This is a genomic window from Myxococcus sp. CA005 (genome assembly GCF_006518205.1).
Lineage (GTDB): Bacteria > Myxococcota > Myxococcia > Myxococcales > Myxococcaceae > Myxococcus > Myxococcus xanthus.
In genome coordinates this window covers 15,727-29,580 of the sequence record NZ_SRLV01000017.1, presented here as the reverse complement: position 1 = coordinate 29,580, position 13,854 = coordinate 15,727, and the positions used below count along the sequence as shown (strand labels likewise).

Genomic DNA, 13,854 nt, shown 5'->3' with positions numbered 1-13,854 from the left:
GTCTGATCACTTCCGCGAGGTTCGGACAGATGGCGCCCGTGCGGGCTGCGCGCGCATCCCTGGACGGGCGCTGCCGCTGCGCCTAGGGTCCGCGCGCATCCACTTCTCTCCCCCCGAGTGAGAACACCATGGTCTCGGACATCTTCAATCCGGCGCGCTGGAAGGCCGTCGAGGGCTTCAAGTTCAAGGACATCACCTTCCACCGCGCGGTGGACCAGGGCACGGTCCGCATCGCGTTCAACCGCCCGGAGGTCCGCAACGCCTTCCGGCCCCGCACCGTGGATGAGCTGTCCCGCGCGCTGGAGGCCACGCGCTTCATGACGGACGTGGGGTGCGTGCTCATCACGGGCAACGGGCCGTCGCCCAAGGATGGCGGCTGGGCCTTCTGCTCCGGTGGTGACCAGCGCATCCGCGGCAAGGACGGCTACAAGTACGAGGGCGAGGAGGGTGAGTCCGACCCCGCGCGCCTGGGCCGGCTCCACATCCTGGAGGTTCAGCGGCAGATTCGTTTCCTGCCCAAGGCCGTCATCGCCGTGGTGCCCGGCTGGGCCGTGGGCGGTGGGCACAGCCTTCACGTCGTCTGTGACATGACCATCGCAAGCAAGGAGCACGCGGTGTTCAAGCAGACGGACGCGGACGTGGCGTCGTTCGACGCGGGCTACGGTTCTGCGCTGCTGGCGCGGCAGATTGGTCAGAAGCGGGCGCGGGAGATCTTCTTCGTGGGCGCCAACTACTCGGCGGAGGAGGCCTTCCAGATGGGCATGGTCAACGCCGTGGTGCCCCATGCGCAGTTGGAGGAGTTCGCGCTGGAGTGGGCGGCGGAGATCAACACGAAGAGCCCTACGGCCATCAAGATGTTGAAGTACGCGTTCAACCTGCCCGACGACGGACTGGTGGGCCAGCAGCTCTTCGCGGGCGAGGCCACCCGCCTGGCCTACGGCACCGACGAGGCGCAGGAAGGCCGCGACGCCTTCGTCCAGAAGCGCAAGCGCGACTTCAAGCGCTTCCCCTGGTCGTACTGAAACCGCGGACGCCGAGGCGGCGCGGACGCCCTGGGAATACCCATCCAGGGTGATGGTCGGTGGAAGGGGCCTCGTGTTCTAGGCCTCTTCCATGCCGAAGACGAAACTCTCCGCGTCCCTCCTCATCGTGCTCGCGAGCCTGGCGCTGGGCTGCTCCAGCGGCGCCACGGCCGCTGCCAGCCGTCGCGAAGTCTCCACGCCCGCCACGACGTGTCTCGACACCATCTCGTGTTGCCTCCAGCGTCATCCGGCGCAACCTGAGTTGTGCGGTCTCTCGGCCTCGGAAGCCGTCGTGTATCTGGCGGAAATCCAGGCCGTGGCGAAGGAGCGCGAGGCGAATCGGGACGACGGCGCGAAGGCGGGATGGAAGCGGCGCTGCGTGGACACCCATGCCCGGTGCAAGGACGCGGGGCGGGGACGTTGGGTGGGAGACTGCTACGCCTGTTTCGTCCGCTGCGAGCGCGAGCGGGAATGGCCCTACGACAGTTGCCACCGGCGATAGCGCTGTCACACCGGCGTCAGGCGCCGCCCACGATGTCCAGGATGACGGCGTAATGCACGCCCGCCGCGGCCACGACGAGCAGGTGGAAGATTTCGTGGTAGCCGAAGACGGTGGGAATCGGGTCGGGCCAGCGGCGCGCATAGATGACCGCGCCCACGGCGTAGAGCACTCCGCCCAGCACGAGCCACGCGACGCGCCCGGAGCCAATCACCTCGGGTAGCCGCAGCATCACCGGCGTGGCCACGGCGCCCAGCGCGACGTAGAGGGCGGAGCGCAGCCCTCGCGAGGTGTGCACGCCCAGGAGCGTGAGGCCCGCGCCCGTCAGCGCGGCGATCCACATCAACCAGAGTAGGTACAGGCTGGTGTCACCCGTGGTGTCCAGCGTGGCCATGGGCGTGAATGAGCCCGCGATGAGGATGTAGATGGCCGCGTGGTCGAAGCGCTGGATGCGCCGGTACGCGTCCATGCCCCAGGTGAAGCGGTGGTAGGTGGCGCTCACGCCGAACATCAGCACCATGCTGCCACCGAACACGAGGTCGGCCAGGTACTGGGGGCCGCGCACTGGCATCAGCGCCAGTTGGATGCACCCGAGCAGCGCCGCCACGAAGGCCACGGCGTGGGAGACACCTCGGAGCCGGGGCTTGACGCTCTCGATGAGGAGCAGGGTGTCGGTGCCATCTGGGGACGCCATGAGCTGCTCGTAATCATCGCAGGTCACCCTCGCGTCAGCGCGCGGGACATCCCGTCCAGCTTCTGACGCCCGGGGTGCCCGAGCGTCCAGCGGCATACGGCCGCGGGTGCGAACCGGAAGACACCGCTGCTGGTTCGCGGCCAGGCAGACGCTCCGCGTCAGAACGTTGGTTTCATCACCACGGACTCCGCCGAGCGCGTCACCGGGCCATGGAACACGGCCTCGATGTTGTTCCCATCCGGGTCCAGGACGAACGCGCCGTAGTAGCCGGGGTGGTGTGGACTCTCGCTGAAGAAGGGCACGCCCAACACGTCCAGCACCGCGCGGTAGAATCGCTTGCTGGCATCGAGGTCCTGGACGCGCAGATGGACGTGATCGAACAGCCGGCCCTTGTGGAACTCCATGTGGCTCCTTCACGGTGATATGGCGCACGGACGTCGAGCGGTGCGCGGGGAGGCGCGAGGCTGACATGAAACCTCACATGCTGACCTTCTTTTGCGAGTTGGAGGCGGAGCCTCTGCGTGAGCTATTCGCCACTCCTGGCGTCGTGGAGGACCTGGCGGCGCTGGAGGCCGGGGTGAGCCTGGGCCTGCTCGACCTGGGGCCGGAGCGGGCCCAGGTGGTCCAGCGGCTGAACCGGATGGGCATTCCCGTCACGGCGTGGCTGCTGCTGCCCACCGACGAGGGCTACTGGTTCCATGCGGGCAATGTGGCGCAGGCCACGGCGCGCTACGAGGCCTTCCAGGCATGGACGGCCGAGCACCACTTGACGTGGGAGGGCGTGGGGCTGGACATCGAACCGGACATCCGCGAGCTGCGACGGTGGATGGAGGGTGGGTGGCGGCAGTTGGGCGAAATCCTGCCCAGGCTCGTGCAGGGGCACCGCGTCCGGGACGCGAGGGCCGGGTACGCGCGGCTGATGGAGCGCATCCGCGCGGACGGCTACCGGGTGGATGCCTACCAGTTCCCCATCATCGTGGACGAGCGGGAGTCGCGCTCCACGCTGGTACAGCGGCTGGCGGGAGTGCTCGACCTGCCGGCGGACCGTGAGGTCCTCATGCTCTACACCAGCTTCCTGCGGCCCCATGGCCCCTCCGTGCTCTGGAGCTACGGGCCCGGAAGTCAGTCCCTGGCGGTGGGCATCACGGGCGGGGGCGTGGAGCTACCCGGCGCCTTCGCCGCGAAGCCCCTGGATTGGACGGAGTTCTCGCGCGACCTGCGTCTGGCGGTGCGCTGGACGCATGACCTCCACGTCTTCAGCCTGGAGGGCTGCGTCCAACAGGGCTTCCTGAACCGGCTCCGCACCTTCGACTGGGATGCGCCCGTCACCCCGCCAGCGACCGCGGCGCGCCGCGTGGACACCGTGCGGCGCGCGGCCCGGCTGCTGCTCCGCACGAGCGCCTGGGTCCTTCGCTGAGGGACGGACGGGTGGACAGCGTGGAAGCCGCCGTGCGTCATCGCCGCGTCGTGGAGTATCGCGATTGACGCTCGGGGATGGCGGGGGTGTCATGCGCCCCGGCCACCTCTACCCGTCGCCCGGTGTCCCTTCCGGGCTGGGAGCCTCATGTCCTCCTTTCGCATGACGTCCAAGCTGCTTGGCGCGCTGCTGTTGTCCGCGAGCACGCTTCACGCGGCACCCTCCTGGGCCGCCGCGCCCGCCTCCACGCCCGTCGCCGTGCCCAACGGGAACTTCGAGATTGCGGGCGGCTCCGGCTCGCTCCCCGCCTTCTGGAAGTCCCGAGGGCAGGGGAAGGCATCCGGCAGCGCCGCGGCGAAGGTGGAGGGCACTCGCGGCCTGGCCATCGAGAACCCGGTGGGCGGCGCCGAGACAACGGTGGAATCCGAGGCGATGAAGCTCCAGGTGGGCCAGCTCTATCGGCTCAGCGCCTGGGTGCGCACGCGAGGCGTCCAGACGGACCCGCAGGCGCGCTACCCCACGGCGCATGGCGCCTGCCTGTCGATGAAGAGCTTCCCCTTCACCAACTGCTCACCCGCGCCCGCAGCGGAAGCGGGAGGCCGCGCGTCGGTGCTCTTCTTCGCCACCCAGTCCTCGGACCGGGTGCAGCTCCACCTGGGCCGCAACGGCAAGGCCACGGGCACCGCCTGGTTCGACGACGTCCGCATCGAGAAGGTGGACGACATCACCGCCTACATTCCGCTGGAGTCGGTGCGCTGGGCCGGCAAGGGCTTCCGCTATGACGAGGGCGGGTGGATCTACGTCCACATCGAGGGCGAGCCCTACGAGCGGGGCCACCAGTTCGGCCAGCTGGTGCCGCAGGAAATCGTCCGCTACATGGAGAAGCTCGGCATCGAGAAGGACAGGACGGACGCCTCCAAGGGGTGGAACCACCAGCGGCTGCTCGCGGACGCGCTCTTCCTGCGCAAGTACGACGCGGAGTTCCTGGAGGAGATGAAGGGCATCGCGGACGGCGCCAACAAGGCGGGCGCGAAGTTCAAGGACCGCGAGCTGGACCTGCTGGACATCGTCACGCTCAACTCCGCCGTGGACGCGGGGCAGCTCGCCGAGGCGAACCGGGCCACGGGCACGCCGCTCACCGGCCGCACCTTCCTCAAGGCGGAAGAGGACGCGGAGCGGGCGGGGAAGGGGGACCACTGCTCCTCCTTCGTGGCCACCAAATCCGCCACCCCGGATGGCCGCGCCATCATGGGACAGATTTTCATGTGGGGCGGCTACACGGGCGTGCACTGGGACGTGGTGCTGGACGTGAAGCCCACCAAGGGCCACCGCTTCGTGATGCAGACCTTCCCGGGTGGCATTCACAGCGGCTCGGACTGGTACGTCAATGCCGCCGGCATCGTCATTGGCGAGACGACGGTGGGGCAGTCGCCGTTCGACATGAATGGCACGCCCCAGAGCAACCGCATCCGCAAGGCCGCGCAGTACGCGTCGTCCATCGACGACGTCGCCCGCATCATGAAGGACGGCAACAACGGCCTCTACACCAACGACTGGACGTTGGCGGACACGAAGACGGATGAGGGCGCGTGCCTGCTGCTGGGGACGAAGAAGACGCGCCTGTGGCGCACCGGCGGCAAGGGGCAGGCCGGGGACACGCCGGGCAATCTCAAGGACTTCATCTGGGCCAACAACAACAACCGGGATTTGGAGGTGCGCAAGGAGTACGTGCCCAACCCGGACAACGCTCCGGTGGACCTGTCCTTCAACACCTGGAACCGCGACATCGCCTTCTGGGAGTACTACGCAAAGTACGGCAAGAAGGGCTTCGACCTGGACACCGCCATCCGGATGATGGCCTCCAGCCCCATCAACCGGCCCCACGCGTGTGATGGCAAGGTCACCACGTCGGAGATGGCCCAGAAGCTGATGTTCCTGGCCCACTACGGCAAGACGACGCTGCGCGAGAAGATGGTGGGCGGCCGGTGGATTCCCGACCTGCCTGGCGCCACGCCGCACCTGTCGTTGGGCTACACGGCCTTCAGCCCCGTCTTCGTCGCGGAGAAGCTGGGGGCCGCGCGCAAGGGGTGGACGCCTCCCACGGAGCCGGCCGCGCTGAAGCGCGACGTGTCGAAGGTGAAGGACGCGCTCGTCTTCGGCAGGCCCCTGCTGTGGGCCAACACCATGTTCCCGGCGACGGACGGAGAGAACTGGCTGGTCAGCGGCACCGCCGCGTATTGGAAGCTGCTCAAGGACCTGCCGGCGGACGGAGACTCGTCCGACAAGGCCTTCGAGTACCAGCGCAACGCCCTGGCCGACCTCAACGCGCGCTACCTCTTCACCACCTCGCGCGAGGCGGACGTGGTGCCAGCCTCCGCGAAGACGGACTACGGCCGCTACGGCGCCTACATGCTGCCGCGCATCAAGGGCACCTTCCTGCTGCACCAGCTCCGGTTGCTGCTGGGCAACGCCCACTTCTCCAAGGCGATGAACGCCCTGCATGGCCGCTACGCCAACAAGAACGTCACCACCGCGGACTTCAAGCGCGCGGTGCTGGAGGCCACCGGCAGGGACGTGGGCCTCTTCGTGTCGCAGTGGGTGGAGCAGACCGGACTGCCGCAGCCGCGCATCCGCACCAGCGCCGCGCAGGTGAAGGACGGCTACGAGGTGACGCTGAAGGTGGAGCAGCCCGGCTCGCGCCCCTGGCACTTCGTTGCGATGGTGGAGGTGCGCACCGCGAAGGGCGCCACGCTGGAGCGCGTGGAGGTGAAGGGCCTCAACGAGACGTTCACCTTCCGCACGGCGGAGCCACCCGTCCGCGTGGTGTTCAACGCCGGCAATGACATCCCGGTGCCGCGGGAGCAGCACCAGACGCTGTCGAACCAGCTCGACGCCTGGGAGAAGCTGCTCCTGGTGCACGGCACGGCGCGCCAGACGGAGTCCATGCGCACGCTGGCGCTGGGCTACCGGGAGGTGCTGGCCGACGCGTTCGTGGAGTACCTGATGCCCATCAAGCCGGACGCCGAGGTGACGGACGCGGAGCTGGCGGACCGGGACCTGGTGCTCTTCGGCGGCGCGGAGGACAACGCGCTGCTGGCGCGGCTGGCGACCGAGAAGAAGCTCCCCGTGGAGCTGGGGCGGCGCTACTTCCGCTGGCAGGGCAAGACGTACGGCCGCCCGGATGATGGCCTGGCCGTCGCGCTGCCGAATCCGTGGAACCCGAAGCGGTCGATGTACCTGTTCGTGTCCAACAGTGGACTTCAGCTCTGGCACATGACGCGCGCCTACCAGCGCGGCCTGCCGGGCTGGGCCCTGTACCGGGGCGCCGAGGTGAGCGCCAAGGGCTTCCACGACGTGGACGCGCTGGCCCAGGACGTCGCGGTGACGCCCGCCGCCCCGCCCGCCGCGCCAGCGCCCACGCCTGTACCGGCGCCGGTGCTGGGCCAGCCGCAGCGCTAGCGCACGCTGCGAGGGGGCCCCACCGCGCGAAAGGTGCGGGTGGGGCCCGCTCCATGGAATAGGGGACGGGCCCGGGTGTTTTTCCTGCCTGCCCGGAGGGACGACGACCCTCCGCGTCTGGCAGCATTCGCCGCCCCTCATTTCCTCACGGAGCCGCATTGAGCCCCCTGAAGACCTTCTCCCGCCGTGCCTGGACCCGCAGCGCCTTGGGCACCCTGCTCCTCACCGGCTGTGCCACCACGCAGCAGCCGACCCCCTCCGATGACGCGCCTGCTTCGGCCGTGCCCGCCGTCCAGGCCGCTTCCACGGAAGCCGTGCGTTCGCTGGGCGTGGAGCTGAAGCACCTGGACCGCGATGTCCGGCCGCAGGACGACTTCTACGCCTTCGTCAACGGCAACTGGCTGAAGACGACGTCCATCCCCGCGGACCGCGCGCGCTACGGCACCTTCATCGAGCTGGCGGACAAGGCCGAGCTGGCCATGCGCGCCATCATCGAGGAGTCCGCCGCGGCGAAGGAGCGCCACCCCGGCTCCACCGCGCAGAAGGTGGGTGACCTCTACAACAGCTTCATGGACACCCAGCACATCGAGTCGCTGGGCCTGAAGCCGGTGAGCGACGAACTGGAGCGCGTGAAGGCCGTGAAGCGCTCGGACGCGCTGCCGGAGCTGTTCGCGACGCTGCTGCGCGAAGGCGTGCCGGTGCCGTTCGGCATCTTCGTGGGCCAGGACCAGAAGCAGGCCACGCGGTACACCGTCTACGCCACGCAGTTGGGCCTGGGCCTTCCGGACCGGGACTACTACACCAAGCAGGAGCCGCGCTTCGTCGAGGTCCGCGCCGCGTACGTGGCCTACATCGAGAAGCTGCTCACGCTGGCCGGTGAGAAGAACGCGAAGAAGGCCGCCCAGGACGTGATGGCGTTCGAGACGGCGCTGGCCGCGAAGCAGTGGGACCGGGCACGCAACCGCGACCGCGAGAAGACGTACAACCCCAAGACGGTCGCGGAGCTGGACGCGCTGACCCCGGGCTTCTCCTGGGGCCGCTTCCTCAAGGCGTCCGGTGCGGAGGCCACGCCCTCCGTCATCGTCCGTCAGCCGGACTACCTGGAGTCCCTGGGCGGGTTGCTGAAGTCCACGCCGCTGCCGGTCATCAAGCAGTACCTGGCGCTGAAGGTGCTGGACACCCGCGCGCCGCTGCTCAGCAGCGCCTTCGAGCAGGCGCACTTCGAGTTCCGCGGCAAGACGCTCCAGGGCTTGGAGGAGAACCGCCCGCGTTGGAAGCGCGGCGTGGCCCAGGTGAACGAGGTCGTCGGCGAGGCCGTGGGCCAGCTCTACGTGGAGCGCCACTTCAGCCCCGACTCCAAGAAGCGCATGCAGGAGCTGGTGGCCAACCTGCGTGAGGCCTTCCGCAAGGGCATCGACGGACTGGACTGGATGAGCCCCGCCACCAAGGCGCAGGCCCAGGCCAAGCTGGAGAAGTTCGGCGTGAAGATTGGCTACCCGGACAAGTGGCGGGATTACTCGTCGTTGGACATCGTCGCCGGTGATCTGGTGGGCAACGTCCGCCGGGGCGAGCTGTTCGATCACCAGCGCGCGGTGGGCAAGCTGGGCAAGCCCATCGACCGCGAGGAGTGGGGCATGACGCCGCAGACGGTGAATGCCTACTACAGCTCCACGATGAACGAGATTGTCTTCCCGGCCGCCATCCTCCAGCCGCCGTTCTTCAATCCGGAGGCGGACGACGCGACGAACTACGGCGCCATCGGCGGCGTCATCGGCCACGAGTTCAGCCACGGCTTCGACGACCAGGGCAGCCGCTCCGACGGCGACGGCAACCTGCGTGACTGGTGGACGCCCGAGGACAAGTCGGGCTTCGAGCAGCGCACCAACATGCTGGTGAATCAGTACAACGGCTTCAGCCCGCTGGATGCCATGAACGTCAACGGCAAGCTCACGCTGGGCGAGAACATCGGCGACCTGAGCGGCCTCACCGTGGCGTACCAGGCCTACAAGCTGTCCACCCAGGGCAAGATGCCGCCCGTCATCGACGGCTTCTCCGGCGACCAGCGCTTCTTCCTGGGCTGGGGGCAGATCTGGCGTGGCGTGTACCGGGACGATGCCATGCGGCAGATGCTGCTGACCGACCCCCACTCGCCGCCGCAGTACCGCGTCAACGGCGTGGTGCGGAACATGCCGGAGTTCTACGAGGCCTTCGGCGTGAAGCAGGGGGACGCCAACTGGCTGCCGCCCGAGCAGCGCGTCAAGATCTGGTAGCCCCGCGGTACGGGCCGGTGGACAGCGGCCACGGGCTGTCTAGGCTGGAGGCGTGAACGCTCTCGCCGTCCGGCTCGTCTGTGGCCTGCTGTTCTCCGTGTTGGTGTTGGGGGCCATCGTGAAGCCCCCTGACAACTTCAGTCAGGGGCTGGGAATGCTGCTCCCTGCCACCATGCTGTTGGGCGTGGCCCTCAGGGGGCCACGGCGCTCCATCATCCCGAAGCGCCGCGCCTCCGCCACGGCGGCTCCCAAGGTCGGGGAGCCGCCTCGTCCCTGAGCGTCAGGGGCGGGTGGCTCCCGTTCAGGCCTTCTTCGCCGCCGACGGCTTGTTGATGTTGGCGAAGAAGTCGTTGCCCTTGTCGTCCACGACGATGAAGGCCGGGAAGTCCACCACTTCAATCTTCCACACGGCCTCCATGCCCAGCTCGGCGTACTCGAGCACCTCCACCTTGGTGATGCAGTCCTTGGCCAGCCGCGCCGCCGGGCCGCCGATGGAGCCCAGATAGAAGCCACCGTGCTTCTTGCAGGCCTCGGTGACGGCGGGGGAGCGGTTGCCCTTGGCCAGCATCACGAAGCTGCCGCCCGCGGCCTGGAACTGGTCCACGTACGCGTCCATGCGGCCGGCCGTCGTCGGGCCGAAGGAGCCCGAGGCATAGCCTTCCGGCGTCTTCGCCGGGCCCGCGTAGTAGACCATGTAGTCCTTGAGGTACTGGGGCATGCCGTTGCCGGCGTCCAGCACCTCCTTGATCTTCGCGTGGGCGATGTCGCGCGCCACCACCAGGGGGCCGCTGAGCGACAGGCGCGTCTTGATGGGGTAGCGCGACAGCTCCGCGCGAATCTCGCTCATGGGGCGGTTGAGGTCGATCTTCACCACCTCGCCGCCCAGCTCCCCGTCCGTCGTCTCCGGCAGGTACTTCGCCGGGTCGGCCTCCAACTGCTCCAGGAAGATGCCGTCCTGGGTGATTTTCCCCAGGATCTGCCGGTCCGCCGAGCACGACACCGCGATGGCCACCGGGCAGGACGCGCCGTGGCGGGGCAGGCGGATGACGCGCACGTCGTGGCAGAAGTACTTGCCGCCGAACTGCGCGCCAATGCCGGTGCGCTGCGTGAGCTTGAGGATCTCCTGCTCCAGCGCCACGTCGCGGAAGCCGCGACCCAGCTTGTTGCCCTCGGTGGGGAGCGAATCCAGGTAGCGGGCGGAGGCGTACTTGGCCGTCTTCAGCGCGTATTCGGCGGAGGTGCCGCCAATGACGATGGCCAGGTGGTACGGCGGACAGGCCGCGGTGCCCAGCGAGCGGATCTTCGCGTCCACGAAGTTCAGCAGGCTCTGCGGGTTGAGCAGCGCCTTCGTCTCCTGGAACAGGTAGCTCTTGTTGGCGGAGCCGCCGCCCTTCGCCATGAAGAGGAACTTGTAGGCGTCACCGTCCGTCGCGTAGAGCTCGATCTGCGCGGGCAGGTTGTTGCCGGTGTTGACCTCCTTGTACATGTCCAGCGGCGCCATCTGCGAGTAGCGCAGGTTCGACGTCTGGTACGTCTCGAACACGCCGCGGGAGATGGCCTCCTCGTCATTGCCACCGGTGATGACGTACTGGCCCTTCTTGCCCATGACGATGGCGGTGCCCGTGTCCTGGCAGGAGGGCAGCACGCCGCCGGCGGCGATGTTGGCGTTCTTCAGCAGCTCCAGCGCCACGAAGCGGTCGTTGGATGACGCCTCGGGGTCCTCGAGGATGTGGGAGAGCTGCTTCAGGTGCCCGGGGCGCAGCAGGTGCGCGATGTCGCGCATGGCCTCGCGGGTGAGCAGGGTGAGCGCCTCGGGCGCGACCTGGAGGAAGGTGCGGCCGCCGGCTTCGAAGGTGGAGACGTGGTCCTTGGAGAGCAGCCGGTACGGCGTCTCGTCCTTGCCCAGCGGCAGCATGTCCTGGAACTGGAAGTCGGTCATACCCGTAGGCGTAGCGCTGATGCGGCCCTCGTGGGTAGCTGGAACTCGCGGCGCGAGAAAACCTCCCAGCATGGGAGCTACAAGTCCCTTCACTCCAGATACAGCCTGATACATGGACAGGGGAGGGAAGGTGGCCGAGGGTTGGCTGGTCGTCAGCCTGGGTGGCGGACAACTCGCGGAGCCGCCAGGTTGTGCGATGCTGTGAGCCCCCGTGGCCGCCATCTCCGTTCAAGTTCCCCTTCTGGTTTTCATGGCCCTGCTCGCCACCTCCGCGCGTGCGGCGGAGCCGTCCGCCGTGGAGCAGCGGGCGCGCGAGGACCTGGACCGTCAGCTCCAGGAGATGGTGAAGACGCCGCCGCCGGAGATCGTCATCTCCTTCGAGGGCCTTCCCGGAGCGGGCACGTCGCGCGGCTACAAGCTGGTGGAGGCGGACTTCCTCGTCAACGGCCAGCCCCTGGCCATCCCCGGCCTGGACAAGCTCAACGGCCCTGGGCTGCACCGGCTCGCGGTGCTCACGGTGGAGGAGGGCTCCTACACGCTCGTCTCGCACGTCACCTACGCCAACGAATCCTGGAACCTCTTCAGCGAGGAGAGCGGCTTCCTCTGGAAGCTGACGGCGTCGGTGACGGTGCAGGTGCAGCGTGGCCTGCGGGCGCGGGTGCGGGTGCTGCCCGCCATCAACCCCACCGCGCCGGACCCCCGGCTGAAGCTGAAGCTGTCCCATGACGTGAAGGCGGAGATGACGGCCGCCATGGCGGACGTGGCCATTCCCGACGTGCTGGATGCGGGTGCGCCCGTGGCCGCGGTGGCGCAGGCTCCCGCGAAGCCGACCCCGCCCCCCGTGACGGCCCCCATCTCGCCGACGCCGCCCGTTGCCACGCCCGTGAAGACGGTGGAGGCGCCAGAGCAAGGGCCGGTGGCTCCCGCGAAGCTGCTGCTGAAGGTGCTCGCGGGGAAGCGGCCCGCCGCGGCCACCGTGTACGTGAAGTCCGCCACCGGGGCGCCGCAGCGGGTGATGGTGGACCGCAAGGCGCGCAAGCCGGTGGAGGTCATGTTGCCGCCCGGGGAGTACCGGCTGGACGTCCTGTCCCAGGGCTACCTGGCGCAGACGCGAAAGGTGACGCTCTCCCGGGAGGCGGTGCCCACGGTGTCCTTCACCCTGGCGAAGGCGCCGGTGTCGAAGTCCCAGAAGGTCCGCCTGAAGAAGGAGGTCGTGGAGCTGCCGCGCATGCCGCGCTTCGCGGAGAAGCAGGCCGCGCCACGCAACGGAACGACCGCGGGACTGGCCCTGCTGATGGACATGTTCGTGCGGGACGAGAAGCTCCGGCTCCGCATTGAAGGCCACACCGACAACCGCGAACGCCCCGCGGCGGCCGCCCGCAAGACGCTGTCCGAAGCCCGCGCCGCAGCCGTGGCCAAGGCCCTGGTCGACGCGGGACTGGACGCGTCGCGCATCGAAACCGTGGGCCTGGGCGACACGCGGCCCAAGGCGCCGAACCTGCTGCCTCGCGGGCGCGAGCTGAACCGCCGCGTGGAGTTCGTGCTGGTGCGCAAGGAGTAGGGGGCTGAATAGAACCACGGTGCATGCGTCTGTCCTCATGAACACGACGGCGGGCCCTGAGCTCACGAGGACGCACCCCATGAACCGCATCGCATCCGCGCTGGTCGCAGCCCTTCTCCTCACTGGCAGTGCGCAGGCCCAGGGTTACGGTCCCCGTCCCACGCGCGTGGAGCGGAGCGAGCTGCGCGATGACCGCCGCGACCTGGAGGACCTGCGGAACCTGCTGGCCCGCTTCGACGCCGCGTGGAGCAGCCGGAGCGAACGGCAGATGGCGAACGTGGAGGTCAGTCTGCGCAAGCTCCTTCGTGCCGAACTGGCGGAGAGCGAGCGGGAGCTGTCCAAGGACAGGGCGCAGTCGCGGCGGACCCGGCGGGATGCGCGCGTGGCCCAGTGGGGCGGCCCCCGGGCAGCCATGTGGGGCCGTGCCTCCGCGGCCGAAGCCCGGAACGACCTGCGCGCCGAGCACGCCGCGCTGCGGACCCGGAAGGCCATCGCCCGCGAGCTCGACGAAATCGAGGGACTGCGGCAGCCCGGGGCCTTGAACTACAAGCGCACGCTCATCCTGGAGCTCATCCAGGTGGCGGAGCGGGAACTGAACCAGACCCGGCGGGAAGTCCGTGACGACCGGCGTACCCCCGGCCGGCGCCATTGAGCGCCCGCCGCGAGGCCCCGGCCGCCAGGTCCGGCGGCGGGGCTACTCCGCCTTCTTTGGCGCGGTGGCGGAGCCCACCACGCGGTGCACCGGGTACAGCGCACCCGTGGTGATGGCGCCGGCGAGGAACTGCCAGCTGCAGAAGCCGTCATTCCAGCAGGTACACGGCGAGCGTGCCGGCGCGCTGGGCCGTGGGCACGTAGAGCGTCCCCGCGGGGAACTCGCGTGTGGTGCGCTCCGGGGCCACCGTGAGGACCGTCTCGAAGCGCACCGGCTTGGGCTTCTGAGCGCCTCCACGTCGGGAGACTTGCCCCGCGCGATGATGTCCGCCTGCGTCTCGT

At 68.8% G+C, this 13,854-nt stretch carries 12 protein-coding genes; 8 read left to right on the top strand and 4 right to left on the bottom strand.

Features of this window, described 5'->3' with window-relative positions:
* Positions 1-128: 128 nt before the first annotated feature.
* Entirely contained in the window at positions 129-1,022 is an 894-nt protein-coding gene (locus FMQ63_RS10100) for a 1,4-dihydroxy-2-naphthoyl-CoA synthase (protein WP_002640507.1), read from the top strand.
* A 91-nt stretch (positions 1,023-1,113) separates the two neighbouring features.
* Entirely contained in the window at positions 1,114-1,524 is a 411-nt protein-coding gene (locus tag FMQ63_RS10095; RefSeq protein WP_011553204.1) for a hypothetical protein, read from the top strand.
* Positions 1,525-1,540: 16 nt separating this feature from the next.
* Here FMQ63_RS10095 and FMQ63_RS10090 read toward each other — a convergent pair whose 3' ends face one another.
* Entirely contained in the window at positions 1,541-2,311 is a 771-nt protein-coding gene (locus FMQ63_RS10090; RefSeq protein WP_011553205.1) for a hemolysin III family protein, read from the bottom strand.
* Positions 2,312-2,373: 62 nt separating this feature from the next.
* Positions 2,374-2,619 (bottom strand): hypothetical protein, encoded by a 246-nt coding sequence (locus FMQ63_RS10085; protein WP_011553206.1) that lies wholly within the window; start codon positions 2,617-2,619, stop codon positions 2,374-2,376.
* A gap of 14 nt (positions 2,620-2,633) precedes the next feature.
* On the opposite strand from FMQ63_RS10085, the gene FMQ63_RS10080 reads away from it, so the two are divergent.
* The 4 genes from FMQ63_RS10080 (at position 2,634) to FMQ63_RS10065 (ending at position 9,638) form a co-directional block, all read left to right on the top strand.
* Complete coding sequence (locus FMQ63_RS10080) at positions 2,634-3,632, top strand: hypothetical protein (RefSeq protein ID WP_011553207.1); 999 nt, start codon at positions 2,634-2,636, stop codon at positions 3,630-3,632.
* 147 nt (positions 3,633-3,779) lie between these two features.
* Positions 3,780-7,091, top strand: coding sequence for a C45 family peptidase (locus tag FMQ63_RS10075; protein WP_011553208.1), 3,312 nt, complete (start codon positions 3,780-3,782; stop codon positions 7,089-7,091).
* A 158-nt stretch (positions 7,092-7,249) separates the two neighbouring features.
* Positions 7,250-9,361 carry a M13 family metallopeptidase gene (locus tag FMQ63_RS10070; protein WP_011553209.1) on the top strand — a complete coding sequence of 704 codons (2,112 nt, stop codon included), beginning with the start codon at positions 7,250-7,252 and terminating at the stop codon, positions 9,359-9,361.
* 52 nt (positions 9,362-9,413) lie between these two features.
* Entirely contained in the window at positions 9,414-9,638 is a 225-nt protein-coding gene (locus FMQ63_RS10065; protein WP_011553210.1) for a hypothetical protein, read from the top strand.
* A 24-nt stretch (positions 9,639-9,662) separates the two neighbouring features.
* Here the strand turns inward: FMQ63_RS10065 and FMQ63_RS10060 are convergent, their stop codons facing one another.
* Positions 9,663-11,300 (bottom strand): fumarate hydratase, encoded by a 1,638-nt coding sequence (locus FMQ63_RS10060; protein WP_026114163.1) that lies wholly within the window; start codon positions 11,298-11,300, stop codon positions 9,663-9,665.
* 250 nt (positions 11,301-11,550) lie between these two features.
* On the opposite strand from FMQ63_RS10060, the gene FMQ63_RS10055 reads away from it, so the two are divergent.
* The gene (locus FMQ63_RS10055) at positions 11,551-12,861 is read left to right on the top strand and encodes an OmpA family protein (RefSeq protein WP_228556401.1); all 1,311 of its coding nucleotides are present in this window, start codon (positions 11,551-11,553) and stop codon (positions 12,859-12,861) included.
* Positions 12,862-12,940: 79 nt separating this feature from the next.
* Positions 12,941-13,513: a hypothetical protein gene (locus tag FMQ63_RS10050; RefSeq protein ID WP_216608649.1), complete on the top strand. Its 573-nt coding sequence runs from the start codon at positions 12,941-12,943 to the stop codon at positions 13,511-13,513.
* 148 nt (positions 13,514-13,661) lie between these two features.
* Here the strand turns inward: FMQ63_RS10050 and FMQ63_RS38345 are convergent, their stop codons facing one another.
* Complete coding sequence (locus FMQ63_RS38345) at positions 13,662-13,784, bottom strand: hypothetical protein (protein WP_020478579.1); 123 nt, start codon at positions 13,782-13,784, stop codon at positions 13,662-13,664.
* Positions 13,785-13,854: the final 70 nt, after the last annotated feature.